Origin of the sequence: Herbaspirillum sp. GCM10030257 (genome assembly GCF_042666555.1) — a bacterium.
Lineage (GTDB): Bacteria > Pseudomonadota > Gammaproteobacteria > Burkholderiales > Burkholderiaceae_D > Noviherbaspirillum.
Genome location: NZ_JBHTDH010000008.1, coordinates 123,698 through 142,752 on the forward strand (window position 1 = coordinate 123,698; position 19,055 = coordinate 142,752).

Annotated in this window: 16 protein-coding genes and 1 tRNA gene; 14 read left to right on the top strand and 3 right to left on the bottom strand. The window is 56.4% G+C overall.

The genetic code is table 11. The features are described from left to right. The first annotated feature begins 84 nt into the window (after positions 1-84). From ilvA to ACFQUU_RS14370, 7 genes are all read left to right on the top strand, one after another. Complete coding sequence (gene ilvA, locus ACFQUU_RS14340; protein ID WP_382248216.1) at positions 85-1,608, top strand: threonine ammonia-lyase, biosynthetic; 1,524 nt, start codon at positions 85-87, stop codon at positions 1,606-1,608. Between the two features lie 231 nt (positions 1,609-1,839). Further along, positions 1,840-2,679, top strand: coding sequence for an NADPH-dependent 7-cyano-7-deazaguanine reductase QueF (gene queF, locus ACFQUU_RS14345; RefSeq protein ID WP_382248218.1), 840 nt, complete (start codon positions 1,840-1,842; stop codon positions 2,677-2,679). 258 nt (positions 2,680-2,937) lie between these two features. Next, on the top strand, positions 2,938-3,405 hold the full coding sequence (locus tag ACFQUU_RS14350) for a PTS sugar transporter subunit IIA (protein ID WP_382248220.1): 468 nt from the start codon (positions 2,938-2,940) through the stop codon (positions 3,403-3,405). An 11-nt stretch (positions 3,406-3,416) separates the two neighbouring features. After that, complete coding sequence (hprK, locus tag ACFQUU_RS14355; protein WP_057289910.1) at positions 3,417-4,355, top strand: HPr(Ser) kinase/phosphatase; 939 nt, start codon at positions 3,417-3,419, stop codon at positions 4,353-4,355. A 179-nt stretch (positions 4,356-4,534) separates the two neighbouring features. Continuing rightward, positions 4,535-5,395 carry an RNase adapter RapZ gene (rapZ, locus tag ACFQUU_RS14360; RefSeq protein ID WP_382248529.1) on the top strand — a complete coding sequence of 287 codons (861 nt, stop codon included), beginning with the start codon at positions 4,535-4,537 and terminating at the stop codon, positions 5,393-5,395. Between the two features lie 28 nt (positions 5,396-5,423). After that, a complete protein-coding gene (locus ACFQUU_RS14365) occupies positions 5,424-6,050 on the top strand; it encodes an LON peptidase substrate-binding domain-containing protein (RefSeq protein ID WP_382248223.1) in 627 nt (208 codons plus the stop codon). A gap of 449 nt (positions 6,051-6,499) precedes the next feature. Beyond that, on the top strand, positions 6,500-7,552 hold the full coding sequence (locus ACFQUU_RS14370) for a GGDEF domain-containing protein (RefSeq protein WP_382248225.1): 1,053 nt from the start codon (positions 6,500-6,502) through the stop codon (positions 7,550-7,552). A gap of 80 nt (positions 7,553-7,632) precedes the next feature. Here ACFQUU_RS14370 and mutY read toward each other — a convergent pair whose 3' ends face one another. The 3 genes from mutY to mutM are packed head-to-tail and all read right to left on the bottom strand — an operon-like array spanning position 7,633 to position 11,596. Continuing rightward, entirely contained in the window at positions 7,633-8,778 is a 1,146-nt protein-coding gene (mutY, locus tag ACFQUU_RS14375; protein WP_382248227.1) for an A/G-specific adenine glycosylase, read from the bottom strand. Between the two features lie 10 nt (positions 8,779-8,788). Then, positions 8,789-10,726, bottom strand: coding sequence for a dynamin family protein (locus ACFQUU_RS14380; RefSeq protein ID WP_382248229.1), 1,938 nt, complete (start codon positions 10,724-10,726; stop codon positions 8,789-8,791). A gap of 48 nt (positions 10,727-10,774) precedes the next feature. Beyond that, entirely contained in the window at positions 10,775-11,596 is an 822-nt protein-coding gene (mutM, locus tag ACFQUU_RS14385) for a bifunctional DNA-formamidopyrimidine glycosylase/DNA-(apurinic or apyrimidinic site) lyase (RefSeq protein WP_382248231.1), read from the bottom strand. Positions 11,597-11,786: 190 nt separating this feature from the next. On the opposite strand from mutM, the gene ACFQUU_RS14390 reads away from it, so the two are divergent. From ACFQUU_RS14390 to ybaL, 7 genes are all read left to right on the top strand, one after another. Beyond that, a complete protein-coding gene (locus ACFQUU_RS14390) occupies positions 11,787-13,622 on the top strand; it encodes a tetratricopeptide repeat protein (RefSeq protein ID WP_382248233.1) in 1,836 nt (611 codons plus the stop codon). Further along, entirely contained in the window at positions 13,619-14,260 is a 642-nt protein-coding gene (gene lolB / locus ACFQUU_RS14395) for a lipoprotein insertase outer membrane protein LolB (protein ID WP_382248235.1), read from the top strand. Before ACFQUU_RS14390 ends, lolB begins: the two co-directional genes overlap by 4 nt. Then, positions 14,245-15,111 (top strand): 4-(cytidine 5'-diphospho)-2-C-methyl-D-erythritol kinase, encoded by an 867-nt coding sequence (gene ispE, locus ACFQUU_RS14400; protein ID WP_382248237.1) that lies wholly within the window; start codon positions 14,245-14,247, stop codon positions 15,109-15,111. Before lolB ends, ispE begins: the two co-directional genes overlap by 16 nt. Before the next feature lie 55 nt (positions 15,112-15,166). Continuing rightward, a tRNA-Gln gene (locus ACFQUU_RS14405) sits at positions 15,167-15,243 on the top strand. 101 nt (positions 15,244-15,344) lie between these two features. Next, positions 15,345-16,295 (top strand): ribose-phosphate pyrophosphokinase, encoded by a 951-nt coding sequence (locus ACFQUU_RS14410; RefSeq protein ID WP_057289901.1) that lies wholly within the window; start codon positions 15,345-15,347, stop codon positions 16,293-16,295. Between the two features lie 110 nt (positions 16,296-16,405). After that, positions 16,406-17,020: a 50S ribosomal protein L25/general stress protein Ctc gene (locus ACFQUU_RS14415; protein ID WP_382248240.1), complete on the top strand. Its 615-nt coding sequence runs from the start codon at positions 16,406-16,408 to the stop codon at positions 17,018-17,020. Between the two features lie 236 nt (positions 17,021-17,256). Continuing rightward, positions 17,257-18,969, top strand: a complete 1,713-nt coding sequence (gene ybaL, locus ACFQUU_RS14420) for a YbaL family putative K(+) efflux transporter (protein ID WP_382248242.1) — start codon at positions 17,257-17,259, stop codon at positions 18,967-18,969. The last annotated feature ends 86 nt before the right edge of the window (positions 18,970-19,055 follow it).

Genomic DNA, 19,055 nt, shown 5'->3' on the forward strand with positions numbered 1-19,055 from the left:
GCGCATTGAGGATTATTGAAAGGCGTCCATTATAATGGCGGGCTTGCATGCCGCATTGGAAAGGCGTGCCGCTGACCGAAGCCTATGACTACCGACTATCTACAGAAAATCCTGACCGCTCGCGTCTATGACGTCGCCGTTGAATCGCCGCTTGAATTCGCGCCCACCCTGTCGGAGCGCATGGGTAATAGCATTTACTTCAAGCGCGAAGACATTCAGAGCGTGTTCAGCTTCAAGCTGCGCGGCGCCTATAACAAGATGGCGCACCTGACGCCGGCGCAACTGAAGCGTGGCGTGATCTGCGCATCGGCGGGCAATCATGCACAAGGCGTCGCCCTGTCGGCGGCCAAGCTCGGCTGTCGGGCGGTGGTCGTGATGCCGACCACCACACCACCGGTGAAAATTGAAGCAGTCCGGGCGCGTGGCGGTGAAGTCGTGCTGCACGGCGACTCCTATACCGATGCCTACAACCACGCGCTGACGCTGGAAAAGAAGCACAAGCTGACTTTCGTCCATCCTTTCGACGATCCCTATGTAATTGCCGGCCAGGGAACCATCGCGATGGAAATCCTGCGCCAGCATCCCGGTCCGATTGACGCCATCTTTGTCGCCATCGGCGGCGGCGGATTGATTTCCGGCGTGGCTTCTTACATCAAGGCGGTCCGTCCGGAGATCAGAATCATCGGCGTACAGACGGTCGATTCCGATGCGATGGCGCGCAGTGTCAAGGCCGGCCGCCGCGTGTCGCTGCCGGACGTCGGTTTGTTCTCGGACGGTACGGCGGTCAAGCTGGTTGGCGAAGAAACCTTCCGCATTGCGAAGAAGCTGGTGGACGAGTTCGTCATCGTCGATACCGATGCGGTTTGCGCAGCGATCAAGGATGTTTTCCAGGATACCCGCAGCATCCTGGAACCTGCCGGCGCGCTTGCCGTGGCCGGCGCCAAGGAATACATCGAGCGATCAAAAGGCACGAAGAAACCGGTCACCGGCCAGACTTTCGTCACCATCGCCTGTGGCGCCAACATGAACTTCGACCGTTTGCGCTTCGTCGCCGAACGTGCGGAAGTGGGTGAGGCGCGTGAAGCCGTTTTCGCTGTCACCATTCCGGAAGAACGCGGCAGTTTCAAGCGATTCTGCTCGCTGGTCGGACCACGCAATGTCACCGAATTCATCTATCGCATCAGCGATGCGAAGGAAGCGCACGTCTTTGTCGGCATGTCGATTTCCAGTCGCGACGAACCAGGCCAGATCACCAAGAATTTCGAGAAGCATGGTTTTCGCACGCTTGACCTGACTCATGACGAACTCGCCAAGCTGCACGTACGCCACCTCGTCGGCGGCAAGAGTCCGCTGGCGCACGACGAATTGCTGTATCGCTTCGAATTTCCGGAGCGTCCGGGTGCGCTGATGCGCTTCCTCGACAGCATGGCGCCCAACTGGAACATCAGTCTGTTCCATTATCGTAACCAGGGCGGCGATGTGGGGCGCATTCTGGTCGGGCTGCAGGTACCGAAGAAGGAAATGAAGATTTTCCGCCAGTTCCTGACGACGCTCGGTTATCGTCACTGGGATGAAAGCGAAAATCCGGCGTACAAGCTATTCCTGTAAAACTGTGTTGTTTGCCGGGCGGTACGGGAATCAAGACCGATGCTCCCCTGCGACACTTGAAGTTTTTACAGTAGTTACTACTGCTGTGACGGCCGGTTCGAACCGGCCTGTTGCACCTATGGTCGAAATGCCATTGCGTTCCCGCAGCGCGTCCCTATATCTGCAGCATCGACGATCTCCGCAGCGCGGATCGCGCAGCGTCGCTGCCGACAACATTGCCATAAGCTTACGATGAATACACCTAACCTGCCTGAGGCTTCCCCGCTCGGAAAGCCGACCGCTTACCAAACCGCATACGCGCCTTCGCTGCTGTTTCCAATTGCTCGTCAGCAAAAAAGGGAGGAAATCGGCATCGCGGGCAGCCTGCCCTTCTTCGGCATCGACATCTGGAATGCCTACGAGCTTTCATGGCTCAATCTGAGGGGCAAACCACAGGTGGCAATCGCCACTTTCATGGTGCCGGCCGATTCGCCCAATATCATTGAATCAAAGTCGCTCAAGCTGTACCTGAACTCGTTCAACCAAACCAAGGTTGCCAGCCCGGAAGCGCTAACGGAAATGCTGCGCGCCGACCTGTCGGACGGATTTGGTACATCAGTACAAGTAAAGCTGACGCTGCCGGAAGGCTTTGACAAACTGGGGATGGGCGAGCTGGAAGGTTTGCTGCTGGATCGACTGGATATCGAGGTTGACAGCTATACGCCCGATGCAACGGGGCTCAAAGCCAACACCGAGGAAGCGATCGTTGAAGAAACCCTGGTATCGCATCTGCTCAAATCCAATTGCCTTGTGACCGGACAGCCGGACTGGGGCAGTGTACAGATTCGTTATGTCGGTCCCCAGATTGATCAGGAAGCATTGTTGAGATATCTGATTGGTTTCCGCGAGCATAATGAATTTCATGAGCAATGCGTCGAGCGCATCTTCATGGATATCATGCGTCAATGCCGACCACAGAAACTTGCCGTCTATGCACGGTACACACGGCGCGGCGGACTGGACATCAATCCATGGCGCAGCAATTTTACGACTGGACAGCGACCTTCAAACTTACGTAACGCACGTCAGTAAAAAGGACCTGCCGCATCGCAAGACGATATTTGATGCACTGAAGAAACTTATGTTGCGTTTTGCCGTCAATACTTCGGGACAGGTGGACTGCTTAAGGTACAGAAGCTGATAATTATTGAAACAGTCACATCTTTACTCTGCTACCTATCAATAAGCTTTCCATTCCCCATCCTATGCTTTGGATTACGCATCCCCGAAAGAAGCCTATAATGCGTCTCGAAAGCCTTATTTGTGCATCGCACCATACGATCGCGTAACATGACCAACCTTGCAAAGATCCTGTCGGCGAACAACGTAGTTCTTGATCTGGAAGTTTCCAGCAAGAAGCGTACTTTCGAACAGGCCGGATTGATTTTTGAGAATAACTGCGGCATTGCCCGCTCTGTTGTTTCGGATAACCTGTTTGCCCGGGAGCGTCTTGGCTCCACTGGCCTAGGACACGGCGTTGCCGTTCCGCATGGCCGCATCAAGGGTTTGAAGGCGCCACTGGCGGCATTTGTCCGCCTCAAAGAAGCGATTCCCTTTGAATCCCCTGACGGTCAGCCAGTGAAGCTGCTGGTCTTCTTGCTGATCCCTGACCATGTGACGCAACAGCATCTTGAAATCCTGTCCGAAATTGCCGAGATGTTTTCCGACGAAACCTTCCGCCAGTTGCTTGCCACCGACCCGGATGCCGCTTCGGTCCATGCCCGCATCCTTGCCTGGCAACCCAGCGTGCATGCCTGAATTAGATTGCGATGCCGGCATCTACTCACCTGACCATTCAGCAACTGTTCGACGACACCCGCGAAGCATTACAGCTCGGGTGGTTCGCCGGGTTTCCGGGCGGCGAACGGCGCATTAGCGGCGACGCTACTTCTGCCGCCGACCAGGTTGGCCACCTGAACCTGATTCATCCAGGTCGACTGCAAGTCTTCGGTCATCAGGAAATTCAGTATTACAACAAGCTCTCCCCGGCATCGCGTAAATACCAGACCGAAGAATTGGTAGTTGGCGAACCGCCCGCCTTCATCATTGCGCAAGGCCTGGAAACGCCACCGTATATCCTCGCCATCTGCGACGAAAAGAACATTCCGCTGTTTTCGACCCCCTTACCGGCAGCCCAGGTCATCGACTACTTGCGGGTTTACCTGTCCAAGGAACTGGCACAGCGCATCACCATGCATGGCGTGTTCATGGACGTCCTAGGCGTGGGTGTATTGATTACCGGTGAATCCGGCCTCGGCAAAAGCGAACTTGGGCTTGAACTTATTTCCCGCAATCATGGCCTGGTAGCCGATGACGCGGTCGAGTTTGCGCGGATCGCGCCCAATATGATCGAAGGCCGCTGCCCGCCCCTGCTGCAGAACCTGCTGGAAGTCCGGGGACTCGGATTGCTGGACATCAAAACCATCTTTGGCGAAACCGCGGTGCGTCGCAAGATGCGGCTCAAGCTGATCGTCCATCTGGTCCGGCGCAGCACGCTGGAAGAGAATTACGAACGCCTGCCGCTGCACTCGCAGAGCGAAGAAGTGCTGGGACTGCCGATTCGCAAGGTCATCATCCCTGTCGAAGCCGGCCGCAACCTCGCGGTACTGCTTGAAGCCGCGGTCCGCAACACCATTCTGCAACTCCGCGGAATCGATACGCTCAAGGAATTCATGGAGCGCCAGCAAAGAGCGATGGGCAACGATTGATTAAGAGCGGCCTGTTGAAATGATCATGGCAAGGTGCGCCAACGAAGCAGTCAGTCGCACCACCAACAGACCCCGGCAGCCCCCCGTGCAACGCGGCAAGCGGTCTATCAACAGGCGTTTCAAGTTTCAAAATACAAGTCGACTGCGGCAGCCAGATGCTTGCGGTATGATTCATGTCTATGCGTATCATCCTCATCACTGGCATTTCCGGTTCGGGAAAATCGGTCGGTCTCAATGCACTTGAAGACGCCGGCTATTTCTGCGTCGACAACCTGCCGCCCAAGCTGTTGCGGCACCTCGTCGCGACCCGACTGGAAGAAGGCGGCGACACCCTGGCCGTGGCGATGGATGCACGCAGCGCCGATTCCCTTGCCGGCCTGCCTGACGACATCAGCGTACTCAAAAAGGAAGGCCACGACGTCAAGGTCCTGTTCCTGACCGCGAAGACCGAGTCCCTGATTACCCGTTTCTCCGAGACCCGCCGCAGCCATCCCTTGTCCCACCGCGTGCGGCCAGAAGCCGGTACTGATCGGCCCACTCTGACCGAATGCATCCTGCGCGAGCGCGAAATGATGTCCGCCATCGAAGGCCTGGGGCATGTGATCGATACATCAGGCCTGTCGGCCAACAAACTGCGCGCCTGGATCAAGGATCTGGTCGAAACCGAGCGCACGCCGCTGACGCTGCTGTTTGAATCCTTCGCCTTTAAATTCGGCGTACCGCTGGATGCAGATTTGGTTTTCGATGTCCGGGTGCTGCCGAATCCGTTTTACGACATTACTCTGCGTCCTTACACCGGCCGCGACGAACCCGTGATCGCCTTTCTTGATGCGCAGGCCCATGTTGCCGAATTGTTTACGGATATCCGCAACTTCGTCGAGAAGTGGCTGCCGGCTTTCAAGAACGACAACCGCAGTTACCTGACCGTGGCAATCGGCTGCACCGGCGGACAGCATCGCTCCGTCTACATGGTCGAACAACTGGCCAAGCATTTCCGCGCGAACGAACACGTCTTGCTGCGGCATCGCGAGCTGAACTAAACCGATTCCTGCCCTTTTACCTGCCCTCATGCCGCATACCGATTCCTGGCTTCCGCTATTCCCGCTGAAGACAGTCCTCTTTCCCGGCGGCGTGCTGCCGCTCAAGGTCTTTGAGACCCGTTACATGGACATGGTGCGCGACTGCATGAAGCGCAACGCGCCGTTCGGGGTAGTTCTCATCAAGTCCGGCCAGGAAGTTGGCACAGCCGCCGAGCCGGAAGGCGTCGGCTGCCTGGCAAGCATCGTCGACTGGGATATGCAGAACCTCGGCGTCATGATGTTGCGTACCGAAGGCGGCGAACGTTTTCGCATCCTGGAAACCCGTGTGCTCCCGGATCAGCGTTTGGAGGCACGTATCGACATGCTGACAGCCGACCCGCCGGCTCCGGTGAGCGATATGCATGTGGACTGTGCCAGGGCCCTGAAAATTGTCATCGACGACATCGATAACAAGGGACGGATGGAAGAAGGCGCTGACTTTATCAGCCCCTTCACTAAACCGGCAAGGCTGGATAGCGCAAGCTGGGTCGCCAACCGCTGGTGCGAGATCCTGCCGATTCCGCTCAAGGCGCGGCAAAAACTGCTCGAACTCAGCGATGCGCAGACACGCCTGTCAATTGTTCATCAATACCTGCAGCAGCATAAAATTATCTGAGCCAGGCAGAGCGCCTGGACCTGTGCCTATTACTGTCAGGTTGAAAGCCTGTTAGCTTTCACATCGAATAGTTATATGTGCGTAAAGCTCGATGTCCATACCTGTTACGTATCGGTGACATATACGATCCACTTGTTAAGGTACAGGGCGGCATACTCGTTAGGTAAAAAACAATAACACCGCGCCGCACCGTCCAATGATGTGCCATTTGCGAGAAGGCCGTTGACGCTGCGGTCCACGAGCTTCCTTTTCTCTCGCCAGTTTGTTACTGCGCAAAATCGTGAACTTGCATTCATAGGATAAATGCAGGGTCAGCTCATCTTTGCACAATTCCCATTTTCGCAATCGCCTTGCAGGCACCACTTGGCACCATCTTGAGCGCTAACCCTATGTTACTGGATGACGCACGCCACACCATGCGGACAGAGTCCATCAACCGCCGAAAGAATATGCAGCCTGTGCGTATTCCGCAGATCTCGCCCATCAGCCTGATCTCGCTGCTCTACGCGCTGAGCCTGTACGTGTTCTATCGCCAGGGTTTCATCAGCGGCCGCACCTTTATCAGTGTGGCTGCGATCGTGCTGTGCTTTGTGGTGTTGTTCTATAGTGTGTTCCGCCTCGGGATCAACCAGCGCTTCCACGAACCCAGCCTGATGCTGCCGCAACTGGTGACATCGCTGTTCATCATGCTGGTGGTCGCTTACCTTGAACGCGCCACGCAGATCGCCCTGGTGCCGTTCATCCTGATCGCGTTTTCATTTGGGATCTTCCGGTTGTCCACAGCGTCGCTGATCGCCCTGTCCTTTGGCTGTCTCAGCTTTTACCTTGCCATCATCGTATTGCGCGGCCAGACTGAAGGCTTTCTGCATGCCTTCCGCGCCGATCTGGTGCAGTGGTGTGTGCTGGCGCTCACTTTGCCCGGCATGATCCTGGTCGGCAAGCAGATCCAGAACCTGCGACAGTTGTTGCGCGCCACGCGTTATCAACTTGAACACTATGAAGAGAAATCGGCGCGCGATGAATTGACCGGACTCTACAACCGCCGCCAGTTGCAGACCGAACTTGAGCAGGCCAAGCTGCAAGCTGACACTTCCGATATCCCCTTCACTATTTGCCTGATTGATATCGATCGTTTCAAAGAAATTAATGACAACAACGGTCACCTGGTCGGCGACACCATTCTCAAGGAATTCGCCAAAACGGCACGCGACAGCATCCGCGATACCGATGTGCTTGGCCGTTACGGTGGCGATGAATTTCTGCAGATTTTGCCCGATACCGACCTCAAGGGCGCGGTGATGCATGCAGAAAGGCTACGCGTGTATGCGCACTTTCTGGACTTCCAGAAGATCCTCGCGCAAAAGAATATTTCGCTATCGATTGGGGTAGCGCAGTATCGCAATGGAGAAAAGATTACCGACCTGATCTCGCGCGCCGATTCAGCCCTGTACCAGGCGAAGCAGCTTGGCCGCAACCGTGTGGAATGGATCGGCCTGGAATGATCTGAGCGCGCAGGAAGGTGGTACCCGTCATTGTCCGTTGTGGGAATGACCGGTGCCCAAATCTCCGGGCGTGCGAAAGCTTACAGCGAAAGCAGATCGGGCTCGCGGAAAACGGCAAGCAGCAATTTCTTCACGGGCGCCGGAAGCGGCGCTTCCGTCAGTCCTGTGATCGGGAACCACACCCGGTTTTCCTGCCCCGCAAAATCACTCCGCTTTGTCAGATGCACCTGATAAGGCGAGACATGCAGCTTGAAATGCGTAAACACGTGCGTAAAAGGCTGCAAACGTTCAAAGTCGTCGACCACACCGTAGCGTGTCGCGGCGATGCCCAATGTGGCTTCAATTTCCTCCCGTGTATTATCGGCAGGTTCCAGTACGTCGATTTCAGGCAACGACAGCAAACCGCCCCAGATTCCGCTGTCGGGCCGCTGTTCGAGCAGGACATGGCTTCGGTCAGCAATTACCAGCATCGTTGTGCTTTTCTCTGGAATCGCCTTTTTCAGTTTGCGCTCCGGTAGCAGATGAGTACGACCGGTAGCACGCGCCACGCAACGGTCCGCCAGCGGGCAACGTTCGCAGGCAGGTCGGCTCCGGGTGCACAGCGTTGCGCCTAGGTCCATCAGGCCCTGCGTATAGGCTTCCATATCGGCGTCCGGCAACAGCGCGACAGCACGTTTCCATAACTGGTCTTCGACTGGTTTGGAACCGGGAAAGCCTTCGACACCGAACACGCGGCAAAACACGCGCTTGACGTTGCCATCCAGGATGGCGGCGCGCGTTCCGTAGGAGAATGCACTGATCGCTGCGGCGGTCGAGCGGCCGATCCCGGGTAACTCCGCCAGCAAGCCGGGATCATTCGGGAAAACACCGTCGTATTGTTCAACCACGCGTTGCGCACAGCGATGCAGGTTGCGCGCACGGGTGTAGTAACCAAGGCCGCTCCAGTGTGCCATCACATCTTCGGACGGCGCTTCGGCCAAGGCACGGACATCGGGGAAACGTTCAAGAAAGCGCTGATAGTAAGGAATGACCGCGGCTACCTGGGTTTGCTGCAGCATGATCTCGGATAGCCAGATACGGTAGGCGTCCCTGGTATTCTGCCATGGCAGCGCATGGCGCCCGTGCTGTTTCTGCCAGCGGATCACGGCTTCGGAAAAGCCAGGATCGGCGAAATCCTGCGCGGCACCGCCGGCATGGGCAGTGCGCGCCTCGACAACTTGTTTCATCGTGATTTGCTCAGGCTGCGACTTTCAGTGCAGCCAGTTCGGCTTCGATGGCGCGTTTGAGTTCCTTCTCCAGCTGTAACAGAGCTTTCTTTTGCTGTTCCAGGTCGTCCTGCATTTTTTCCAGCGCTTCAACCTTTTCCTCAAGGCTATCGGTGGCCAGGTGAATACGCTCGATCGATTGCTTGCGCTTTTTCAGCTGGGACTTGTGTTCCCAGATCTGCGCTTCGAGCGGTGCCATCACCACTTTCAGCCAGGCTTCGACGTCGCGATTGGCTTGCAGGAAGCTTTGCTTGACGCGGGAGGCGATCGAGTCGAAGAACTTGGTCATTAACACCACCTGTGGCGTAGTCATAATGGCCGCCGTACCAAACTGCTTGTGGTACACGCCTTCAATCAGCTCGATTTCCTTGCGATATTTATCCAGTGAAAACGGCATGGGCGACGACAGCGCAAGTCCGTGCTCGGTCGAAAACTTGCGATACATGACTGTCATCATTTCCGTTATTTCTTCGGTCTTGCGTCCCGATGTCGCAATGTTTTTCTGGATCTGCGCAAAGAAGTCCCTGACCGCCGCCCGCAAGCCGATAGAAAATTTACTTTTCTCCATGGCGTCGCGTGTCCTGGCGATGTCTTCCTTGAGGATATCCATGCCGAGGCTGGTAAAGACTTCGGTCGACAGACGCGTAAACACGGCGCGCGTACCTTGCAGCTTGAGCAGGCTGCCGTCGAATTCCTTCTTTTCGAGGTCAACGCGCTTCATCATGTGCTCAATGATGTTCTGGTTCTTGCCGCGCAGGCTCTTCAACTCCATCAGCTGTTCGACCACATTGCGCGAACGCGCATCCAGCAATGCCTGTTTGGCCGATGTCAGTTCGCCGACATCACTCATCAGCTGGCCACGGACGATTTGCTGCTTGCTAGGAATCAATTCCTCGGACAGCGCTGTCTCCAACTCGGGCAACCGACTTTTAGCCAATAACTCCTGGTCACGGTTGACTTTGCCCACCAAGCCCTTTTGCGCGGAAATGGGAAACACCTGGTCGGCATCCAGGTTCAGCGTGTGTGCAACGGTTGTCACCTGCTTCTGGATCTGCTGCTCGACCTCGGCGGCACTACGGAGTTCGTCCCACATGCTGTCGATTTTGTTGAGCACCACCATGCGCGCCGGGCCGGCGCCGATGTGGTCGCGCCAGACGTCGATATCGCTCTTGGTGACACCGGTATCGGCAGCGAGGACGAAGAGCACCGCATGCGCGTTCGGAATCAGATTGAGCGTCAACTCCGGTTCGGTACCGATCGCATTGAGGCCGGGCGTATCAATAATCACCAAACCCTGCTTGAGCAAAGGGTGCGGAAAGTTCACGATCGCATGGCGCCATTGCGAAATCTCGACCAGCCCGTCCTGGTCGACTGACATTGAAGCGTCGGGATCATCTTCCTGATACAGGCCGTAAAGCTTGGCTTCTTCGATGCTGACACGCTTGGTCAGGCTGACTTGCTTGAACGCTTCCAGCATGCCTTCGCCTGAAGAAATATCCAGCGGCAATACTGTCCAGACGTGGCTTTGTTCCTTGAAGTCGCTGGTCGATGCCGATTCAGCCCGAGTTTCGATAGGCAGCAGGCGGATCGACGGCGGGAAAGTTTCGTCGTACAGCAATTCGGTCGGACACATCGTTGTGCGTCCGGCAGAGGATGGCAGGATGCGCTGGCCGTAGTCTGCGAAAAAGATCGCATTGATCAGTTCCGATTTGCCGCGCGAGAATTCGGCAACGAAGGCAATTGACAGTTTGTCATCGGTGAGCCTTGCACGCAGGCGCGCAAAACGCTGGTCGCTGGCCGAATCAGCCAGATCCGCCGCGCCGACGCAGGTGCGATAGCGTTCCAGCGCTGCCAGCACACCATTGCGCCAACTGCTGTATTCCTGGAACTTCTGTACGAGATTGCTCACGGTTTCCCCAATTCATCTGAGTTGTATTCACGAATCTAGCACCCGGGCTTACTTTTGACAATTTGGACAATAAAAGGTCGACCGCTGGCCTTGCTTCAATTGCCGGACTTCATTGCCGCAAACCCGGCATGGATCGCCGGCCCGGTCATACACAAAATAGCTTTGCTGAAAGTAGCCAGGCTGACCATCGGCTGCCATGAAATCACGCAGCGTACTACCGCCTTTCTCTATGGCGGCGGCCAAGGTTTCACGAATCGCCTTGGCCAGTTTTTCATAGCGCGCCAAGCTAATCCGATGTGCTGCAACCTTGGGATTGATGCCAGCTTTGAACAGGCTTTCCGATGCATAGATATTTCCTACGCCCACAACAATGTCTCCTGCGAGCAACACTTGTTTGATGGGTGCGCTGCGCTTGCGCGTCTGCTTATACAGCAGCAAGGCAGTAAATGTGTCTTCCAGCGGTTCGACGCCCAAGCTGCGTAACAGCAGATGCTCATCCAGCACGCCTTCTTCGTTGCCATGCCAGAGCACCGCACCGAAGCGGCGTGGATCGGTCAGGCGCATGATCTGGTCGCCTACTTCCAGGTCAAAATGATCATGCTTTTGCGCCAGCGTCGATTGCGGCAGGATACGCAAATGTCCGGACATGCCAAGATGCACGATTAAAGTGCCATGCTCGAATCCGATCAGCAGGTATTTCCCGCGTCGGCCAGTGCGCAATATCGTGCGGCCGACCAGCAATTCGCTCAGGTTTGGGGGAAAAGGCCAACGCAGTCCGGTGTGGCGAAGGACAACCGCAGTTACCACACGGCCTTCAAGATGTGGCGCGACGCCGCGCCGGGTCACCTCTACTTCGGGTAATTCAGGCATTCTGGAAGCTAACTCTTTATATAAAGACAAATTTCATGGGGAACAAGCGTGCTATGAGTAGACTCAGTTGTTGACGGTTTGCGCCGGTTTCAATACACGACGTGCAATACTGAGCCGGCACCCTGCCAATACTGCATTGCCCCACCGTTGGGCGTAGAATTAACTCTGCTTGAATTGCCGGGAATATCCCTTGAAAAACATTCTTCTTATTGTAACTCTGCTGCTCGTCTTGTCGGCATGCGCCTCGGTCAGCCAACAATCGCAGACAGCGCAGCAGCCCCAGACAGCGATCCAGTCGACCGACAACACGCCGTCCTCGGTCACTACGGCAGAAACCGGGCCGATCCGGACGCATACCGTCGCGCAGCGTGCCGGAGCGACACCTAGTGAATCCAAAGAAGAAGACAGCCTGCCAAAGACTGAACTGACCGAAGAATTGCTCTACAAATTGCTGGCCTCCGAATTTGCTTTCCAGCGTGGTGACTGGCAAAGCGCCTATGTGACGGATATGGCCGCCGCGCAGCAGACACGTGACCCACGTCTCGCGAAGCGCGCAGCGGAAATTGCACTCAGTGCAAAACAGGCCGACGAAGCGCTTAACGCAGTACGCCTGTGGCGCAGCCTTGCGCCCAATTCCGATGAAGCGGCGCAATACTATCTGAGCTTCGTCGTACTCAGCGACAATCTTGCCGAGGCCAAGCCCATCCTTGAACAGCGTCTGAAGGAAGCACGCCCGCAGACTCGGGGCCTGCTCGCTTTCCAGATGCAACGCCTGCTGTCCAGGGCCAAGGATAAAGCCGCCGCATTCACCCTGCTCGAAGAAGTGCTCGCACCCTATCTCGACATGACGGAATCGCACCTTGCGCTTGCCCAGGGTGCTTTTGCCGCCGGCGACAATGAGCGGGCCCGCCGCGAAGCACAGCTCGCCTTGAAAGCCAAGCCAGACTCGGAAATCGCCGTGCTCGCCCTCGCCCAGGTCACACCTGACAAGGCCGAAGCCAACCGCATCATTTCCAGCTTCATTGCGAAGAATCCCAAAGCACGTGAAGTACGTCTTGCTTATGCGCGTAACCTGGTTGAAGAGAAACAGTTTGCGGCGGCGCGAGCCCAGTTTGAAGCGCTCCTGAAAGAACAGCCTCAGGATCTGACCTCGCTCTACGCACTCGGCGTGCTCGAAGTGCAGGCCAATGACTTGCCTTCAGCGGAAAAACACCTGACCAGCTATCTCAACGTACTGGCAGCCAATCCGGACGATGAGCGAGATCCTTCGCAGGCGCAGCTGCTGCTGGCCCAGATCGCCGAGGACCGCAAGGATACCGATGGGGCCCTGAAATGGCTTTCGCAGATCGAACCGGGTGAAAACTACCTGACCGCGCAAATCAAGCGCGCGCAAATAATCGCCAAGCGCGGCGATATCGTCGGTGCTCGCAAAGCCTTGCACGACACTACCGTCAGCGGTGAACGCGAAGAGTCGCAAATGCTGCTCGCCGAAGCGCAATTGCTGCGTGATGCAAACCGCCTGCAGGAGTCCCTGGAAGTGCTCAAGGCCGGACTGAAGAAGTTTCCCGAGAATACCGACCTGCTCTACGACCACGCAATGGTCGCGGAAAAGAGCAACCAGTATGAGGCGATGGAAGCGTCGCTGCGCAAGATCATGCAGCTCGCGCCATCCAACCATCATGCCTACAATGCCCTTGGCTACTCTCTGGCCGAGCGCAACATCCGTCTTGATGAAGCATTCACGCTGATTGACAAGGCGCTCAAACTGGCGCCGGACGATCCTTTCATCCTGGATAGCATGGGTTGGATCCAGTTCCGCCTCGGTAAACTGAAAGATGCGGAAGCGTCGCTGCGTCGTGCGTATGAACTGCGCCCTGACGTTGAAATTGCAGCCCATCTCGGCGAAGTATTGTGGGTAAAGGGCCAGAAGGCCGATGCGCAGAAATTATGGCGCGATGCCCAGACCAAGGATCCGCAGAACGACACTCTCAAGAGTACGCTGGCGCGGCTCAATGTGAACCTATGACGCAGCGGTCTATTGGGCGCCGCATACTGCTTGCGGCGCTGTGGGTACCCGTCGTGGGTTGTGCGAGCCTTAATTCTCCGTCTTCCGCACCTTCGTTCGAGACAAATCCAACGGCATCGTCTCCAGTCGCACGCAGCTTCAGCGACAACGTCGACCTGGCTGGCCGCTTGTCGGTACGCTATCAAGGCAGCCAGAAAGAAGAGGCTTTGCATGGCAGCTTCACCTGGGCACAGACTGCGGCACAGACTACCGTCACCATCCTCTCGCCATTGGGGCAAACAGTGGCGGTGATCGACGTGACACCAGAGGGCGCAACGCTGCGCCAGGCCAACCAGCCAGTGCGTTCCGCACCCGATGTCGATGCATTGACAGCCGAAACCCTCGGCTGGCCGCTACCGGTATCCGGGCTGCGTCAATGGCTGCAAGGCTTCGGCATCGATGCCTCCGGAAAGCGCTTTATCGCCAACCCGCAAGCCAGCGACTTCACCACGCGTGACGACTGGCGCATCCGATACGCCAACTGGCAGGATGAGGCATCGCCACAGAGTCGGCCACGCCGCATTGACCTCGCGCGCAATACCGCACAAGCCGGCGACGTCTCCATCCGCATTGTGATCGATACATGGCAAGAACACTGAACGACTGCCTTGCGCCTGCCAAGCTGAATCTCTTTCTACACGTGACGGGGCGTCGCGCGGACGGCTATCACCTGTTGCAGACCGCATTCCAGTTGCTGGACCATGGTGACCAGTTGCATTTCATGATGCGGGAAGATGCTGAGATCAAACGCACGACCGAAATTGCCGGCGTACCGGAAGCGTCGGACCTGATTGTGCGCGCCGCCCGCCTGCTGCAAACAGAAACCGGCACCCGCTTTGGCGTCGACATCGCCATCGACAAGCGCCTTCCAATGGGCGGCGGACTGGGCGGGGGATCCTCCGATGCCGCAACTACCCTGATCGCCCTCAATCATCTGTGGAATACCGGCCTAGGCCGGAAACAGCTGATGCATCTCGGATTGCAACTGGGCGCCGACGTGCCGTTTTTCATCTTTGGCAGGAATGCATTTGCCGAGGGGGTAGGCGAAACACTTACCCCACTCAACACGCCGCCATATTGGTATGTTGTAATCGAACCCGGTGTCTCGGCACCAACAGCTGCGATATTTTCCGATCCGGAATTGACAAGGGATACAAAAGTCGTCAGAATAACGGACTTTCCTGAGGCGTCTACCGGCTTCGGAAAAAACGACCTGCAAGTCGTGGCAACAAGGCTTTTTCCAGCGATTGCCGAAGCCATTGAATGGCTGAGACAATACGGAGATGCGAGGATGACTGGTTCCGGTGCATGTGTGTTCTGCGCGTTTTCGCATGAACATGAAGCAGAGGAAGTTTTGCAAGCAGTACGCAAAACCGGTCCGGGGAACTGGAAAGCATGGAAAGCCAAAGCGATCGAGCGCCACCCGCTCTCGCACTTGCTAGGTTCGTAAGTCAAGAATTCGTTTGGTATTGCAGAAGAGTGCGATGTTGAACAACCGGTTGTGTAGGGGAGTCGCCAAGTTGGTCAAGGCACCGGATTTTGATTCCGGCATTCGAAGGTTCGAATCCTTCTTCCCCTGCCATTAAAATATAGAAGAAACTCACAAGCCGCCAACGCAAGACGATACGTCAAAGCCTTGGCGGCTTTTCAAATTTTTAACCCACTCAATCACCTAGGTGTCCCATGGCGCTCGAAAACCTGATGGTCTTTACCGGCAACGCCAATCCGGAGCTGGCCGCAGGAGTGGCCAAACAGCTTGGAATTCCTCTCGGCAAGGCGGTGGTATCGAAATTTTCCGACGGTGAAGTCATGGTGGAAATCAACGAAAACGTCCGTGGCAAGGATGTTTTCGTATTGCAGTCGACTTGTGCTCCAACCAATGACAGCCTGATGGAAATCATGCTGATGGTCGATGCACTGAAGCGCGCGTCTGCAGGTCGTATCACTGCCGCCATCCCTTATTTCGGTTATGCCCGCCAGGACCGTCGTCCACGTTCCGCCCGTGTTGCCATTTCAGCCAAGGTTGTTGCCAACATGTTGCAACAGGCAGGTGTCGAACGCGTCCTGATCATGGACTTGCATGCCGACCAGATTCAGGGCTTCTTTGATATTCCTGTCGACAACATCTATGCCTCGCCGATCCTGCTGTCGGATCTGGTAGAAAAGAATTACGACGACCTGCTAGTCGTATCGCCTGACGTCGGCGGTGTGGTTCGTGCCCGCGCGCTGGCCAAGCGCCTGAACTGTGACCTCGCGATCATCGACAAGCGCCGCCCCAAGGCCAATGTGTCCGAAGTCATGCATATCATTGGTGAAGTTGAAGGCCGTAACTGCGTGATCATGGACGACATGGTCGACACTGCAGGCACACTGACGAAGGCAGCCGAAGTGTTGAAAGAGCGTGGCGCCAAGAAAGTGGTCGCCTACTGTACGCATCCCGTGTTGTCAGGTCCGGCGATCGAGCGCATTGCAACATCCCCTCTGGACGAACTCGTCGTTACCGACACCATTCCGCTGACCGCTGCCGCACGTGCCTGCCCGAAGATCCGTCAGCTCACATCGGCGGAACTACTGGCTGAGACTTTCAAGCGCATCACCAAAGGTGACTCAGTCAGCTCTCTGTTCGCAGATTAAGATTTACGCTTTTCCCTGGACCCGCCTTCCGGCGAGCCAGGTCTTTTCGTCCCCTGGTCGCGGGGGACGGCAACGCAAGGCAGATGCCTTGCAATCACTGGAGATTTAATATGAAAGTAGTTGCATTCCCACGCAAAGAGCAGGGGTCCGGAGCGAGCCGCCGCCTGCGCAATGCTGGCCAGACACCGGGCATCATTTACGGTGGTACGGCTGCACCGGTCGCTATCGCTCTCGACCACAACGCGCTGTTCCACGCGCTGAAAAAGGAAGCATTCCACTCGTCGATCCTCGACATGGAAATTGAAGGCAAGGTTGAAAAAGTCCTGCTGCGCGACTTCCAAATGCACGCGTTCAAGCAACTCGTCCTGCACGCTGACTTCCAGCGCGTTGACCAGAACCAGAAGATCCACGTCAAGGTGCCGCTGCATTTCATAAACGCCGAGATTTCGCCAGCTGTAAAGCTGGGTGGTGCGATCATCAGCCACGTAATGAACGAACTGGACGTAACGTGCCTGCCGAGCGACCTGCCGGAATTCGTCGAAGTCGACCTGTCGACAGTCGAAGTTGGTGCGACAGTTCACCTGTCCGATATCACGCTGCCGAAGGGCGTGTCCGCAGTACTGCACGGTCAGGATGATCCGACCATCGCAACTGCAAGCGTACCGGCTGGTCAGGTTTCTGCTGACGACGCAGCTGCCGCCGAAGGTGACGCAGAGAAGAAGTAATTGGTATTGCGTATTTCGCAACCATGAAACCCCGCCCATGTGGCGGGGTTTCATTTTTATGGCGGCTGGTACTTATCGTCAGGACAAATTGCCTTCATACAAGCCAGCAGAATTTCCGTATATTCGCCAAGCCCGCATTCGACCGGGGCTACTTCCTGGCCATCAATCGTCTGTAAAATCGCTCGTTCGCCCAGCCACAAAATTTCATCTTTTCAACCTTGGAGGAACAGTCCCGCATGCCACATGACGTCAGCCTGATTACGACAATTGCCGCTGCCCTGGGCCTTGGCCTGATCTTCGGAATGCTGGCCATTCGCTTGAAGCTGCCAGCCCTAGTTGGCTATCTCGCTGCTGGCATTCTGATTGGCCCTGCAACTCCGGGCTTTGTCGCAGATATAGAGCTGTCAGCGCAGCTCGCGGAAATTGGCGTCATGCTGCTCATGTTTGGCGTTGGACTGCATTTTTCAGTCGATGACCTTTTGCAGGTACGACGTATCGCCCTGCCCGGCGCGATCTTGCAGATCGTCGTTGCGACCGCAATGGGGGTAGGACTTGCGCATTGGTGGGGCTGGAGTCTGGGCGCCGGCCTGGTATTCGGACTCGCACTGTCTGTCGCCAGTACGGTCGTTCTTCTGCGAGCGCTTGAAGACCGGGGAATTTTAGATTCCATTAACGGACAGATCGCAGTCGGTTGGCTGGTCGTCGAGGATCTGGTCACCGTGCTGGTCCTGGTGCTATTGCCGGCGCTGTCAGGATGGCTCGGCGGCAGCGGTGGCCAAGAAGGCGGTACGCTGTGGAAGACACTTGCCCTGACGCTGGGACAGGTCATTGCCTTCATCGTGTTCATGCTTGTTGTGGGACGCAAGCTCTTCCCGTGGCTGTTATGGCGAGTCGCTAGGACCGGCTCGCGCGAATTGTTCACCCTTTGCGTCATTGCCGCTGCAGTCGGTATTGCCTACGGCTCGTCCAGAATATTTGGCGTGTCGTTCGCCCTCGGCGCCTTCTTTGCCGGCATGGTCTTGCGCGAATCAGAACTCAGCCATCGCGCGGCAGAGGAATCCCTTCCGCTCCGGGACGCATTTTCCGTATTGTTTTTTGTTTCGGTCGGCATGCTGTTCGATCCACTTGTACTCGTGCAGTATCCGTTGCAGGTCCTAGCCGTGGTTGCTGTCATCGTGATCGGCAAATCGATTGCAGCGTTTGTCCTCGTGTTGATGCTCCGCTACCCGCTCAACACCGCGCTCACCGTATCGGCAAGCCTGGCGCAGATCGGCGAGTTCTCGTTTATCCTTGCCGGCCTGGGAATGTCACTGGGTCTACTGCCCAAGGAAGCGCAAAGCTTCATTCTTGCCGGCGCTATCATTTCGATTGCATTGAATCCAGCGGTGTTCAAGCTGGTCGAACCTTTGCAAAACTGGATACGCTCCAAGTCCGACCTTGCCCGTAAATTTGAACGTCCTGATGACCCCCTGGCCGAATTGCCGATGACAACAGACCAGAATAAGCTTAACGGGCAGGTGGTGCTGGTTGGCTATGGTCGCGTGGGCCGGCGCATTGCCGATGATCTGGCTGCGCGGGGAATACATTTTGTTGTCGCCGACCAGAATCGTGAGCGGATCGAGGAGTTGCGCAAGCAGGGGATCCCCGCCGTCGCGGGCGACGCCGCCGAACCGGCAGTGTTGATCCAGGCACATATCGCTCGCGCTTCGATGCTGGTAGTAGCGACCCCCGACACGTTTGGCGTGCGGGCAATGATCGAAACCGCGCGAGCACTCAACCCCACCATTCAAACCGTAGTTCGTACCCATAGTGAAAGCGAAGCTGTTCTGCTACGGCGGGAAAAGGCAGGCAAGGTGTTTATCGGCGAACATGAGCTTGCGACAAGCATGACGCAGTACATCCTGGGCAGCTTGGAACAACAGGAACATGGCACCTCACATTCGCAATGAATGGACACAGTACGCACATCAGTCCGACGGAAGCGCCTTCAGCGTTATGCTGCATTGGACGGCAACCTGCAACATCCCCGATAATC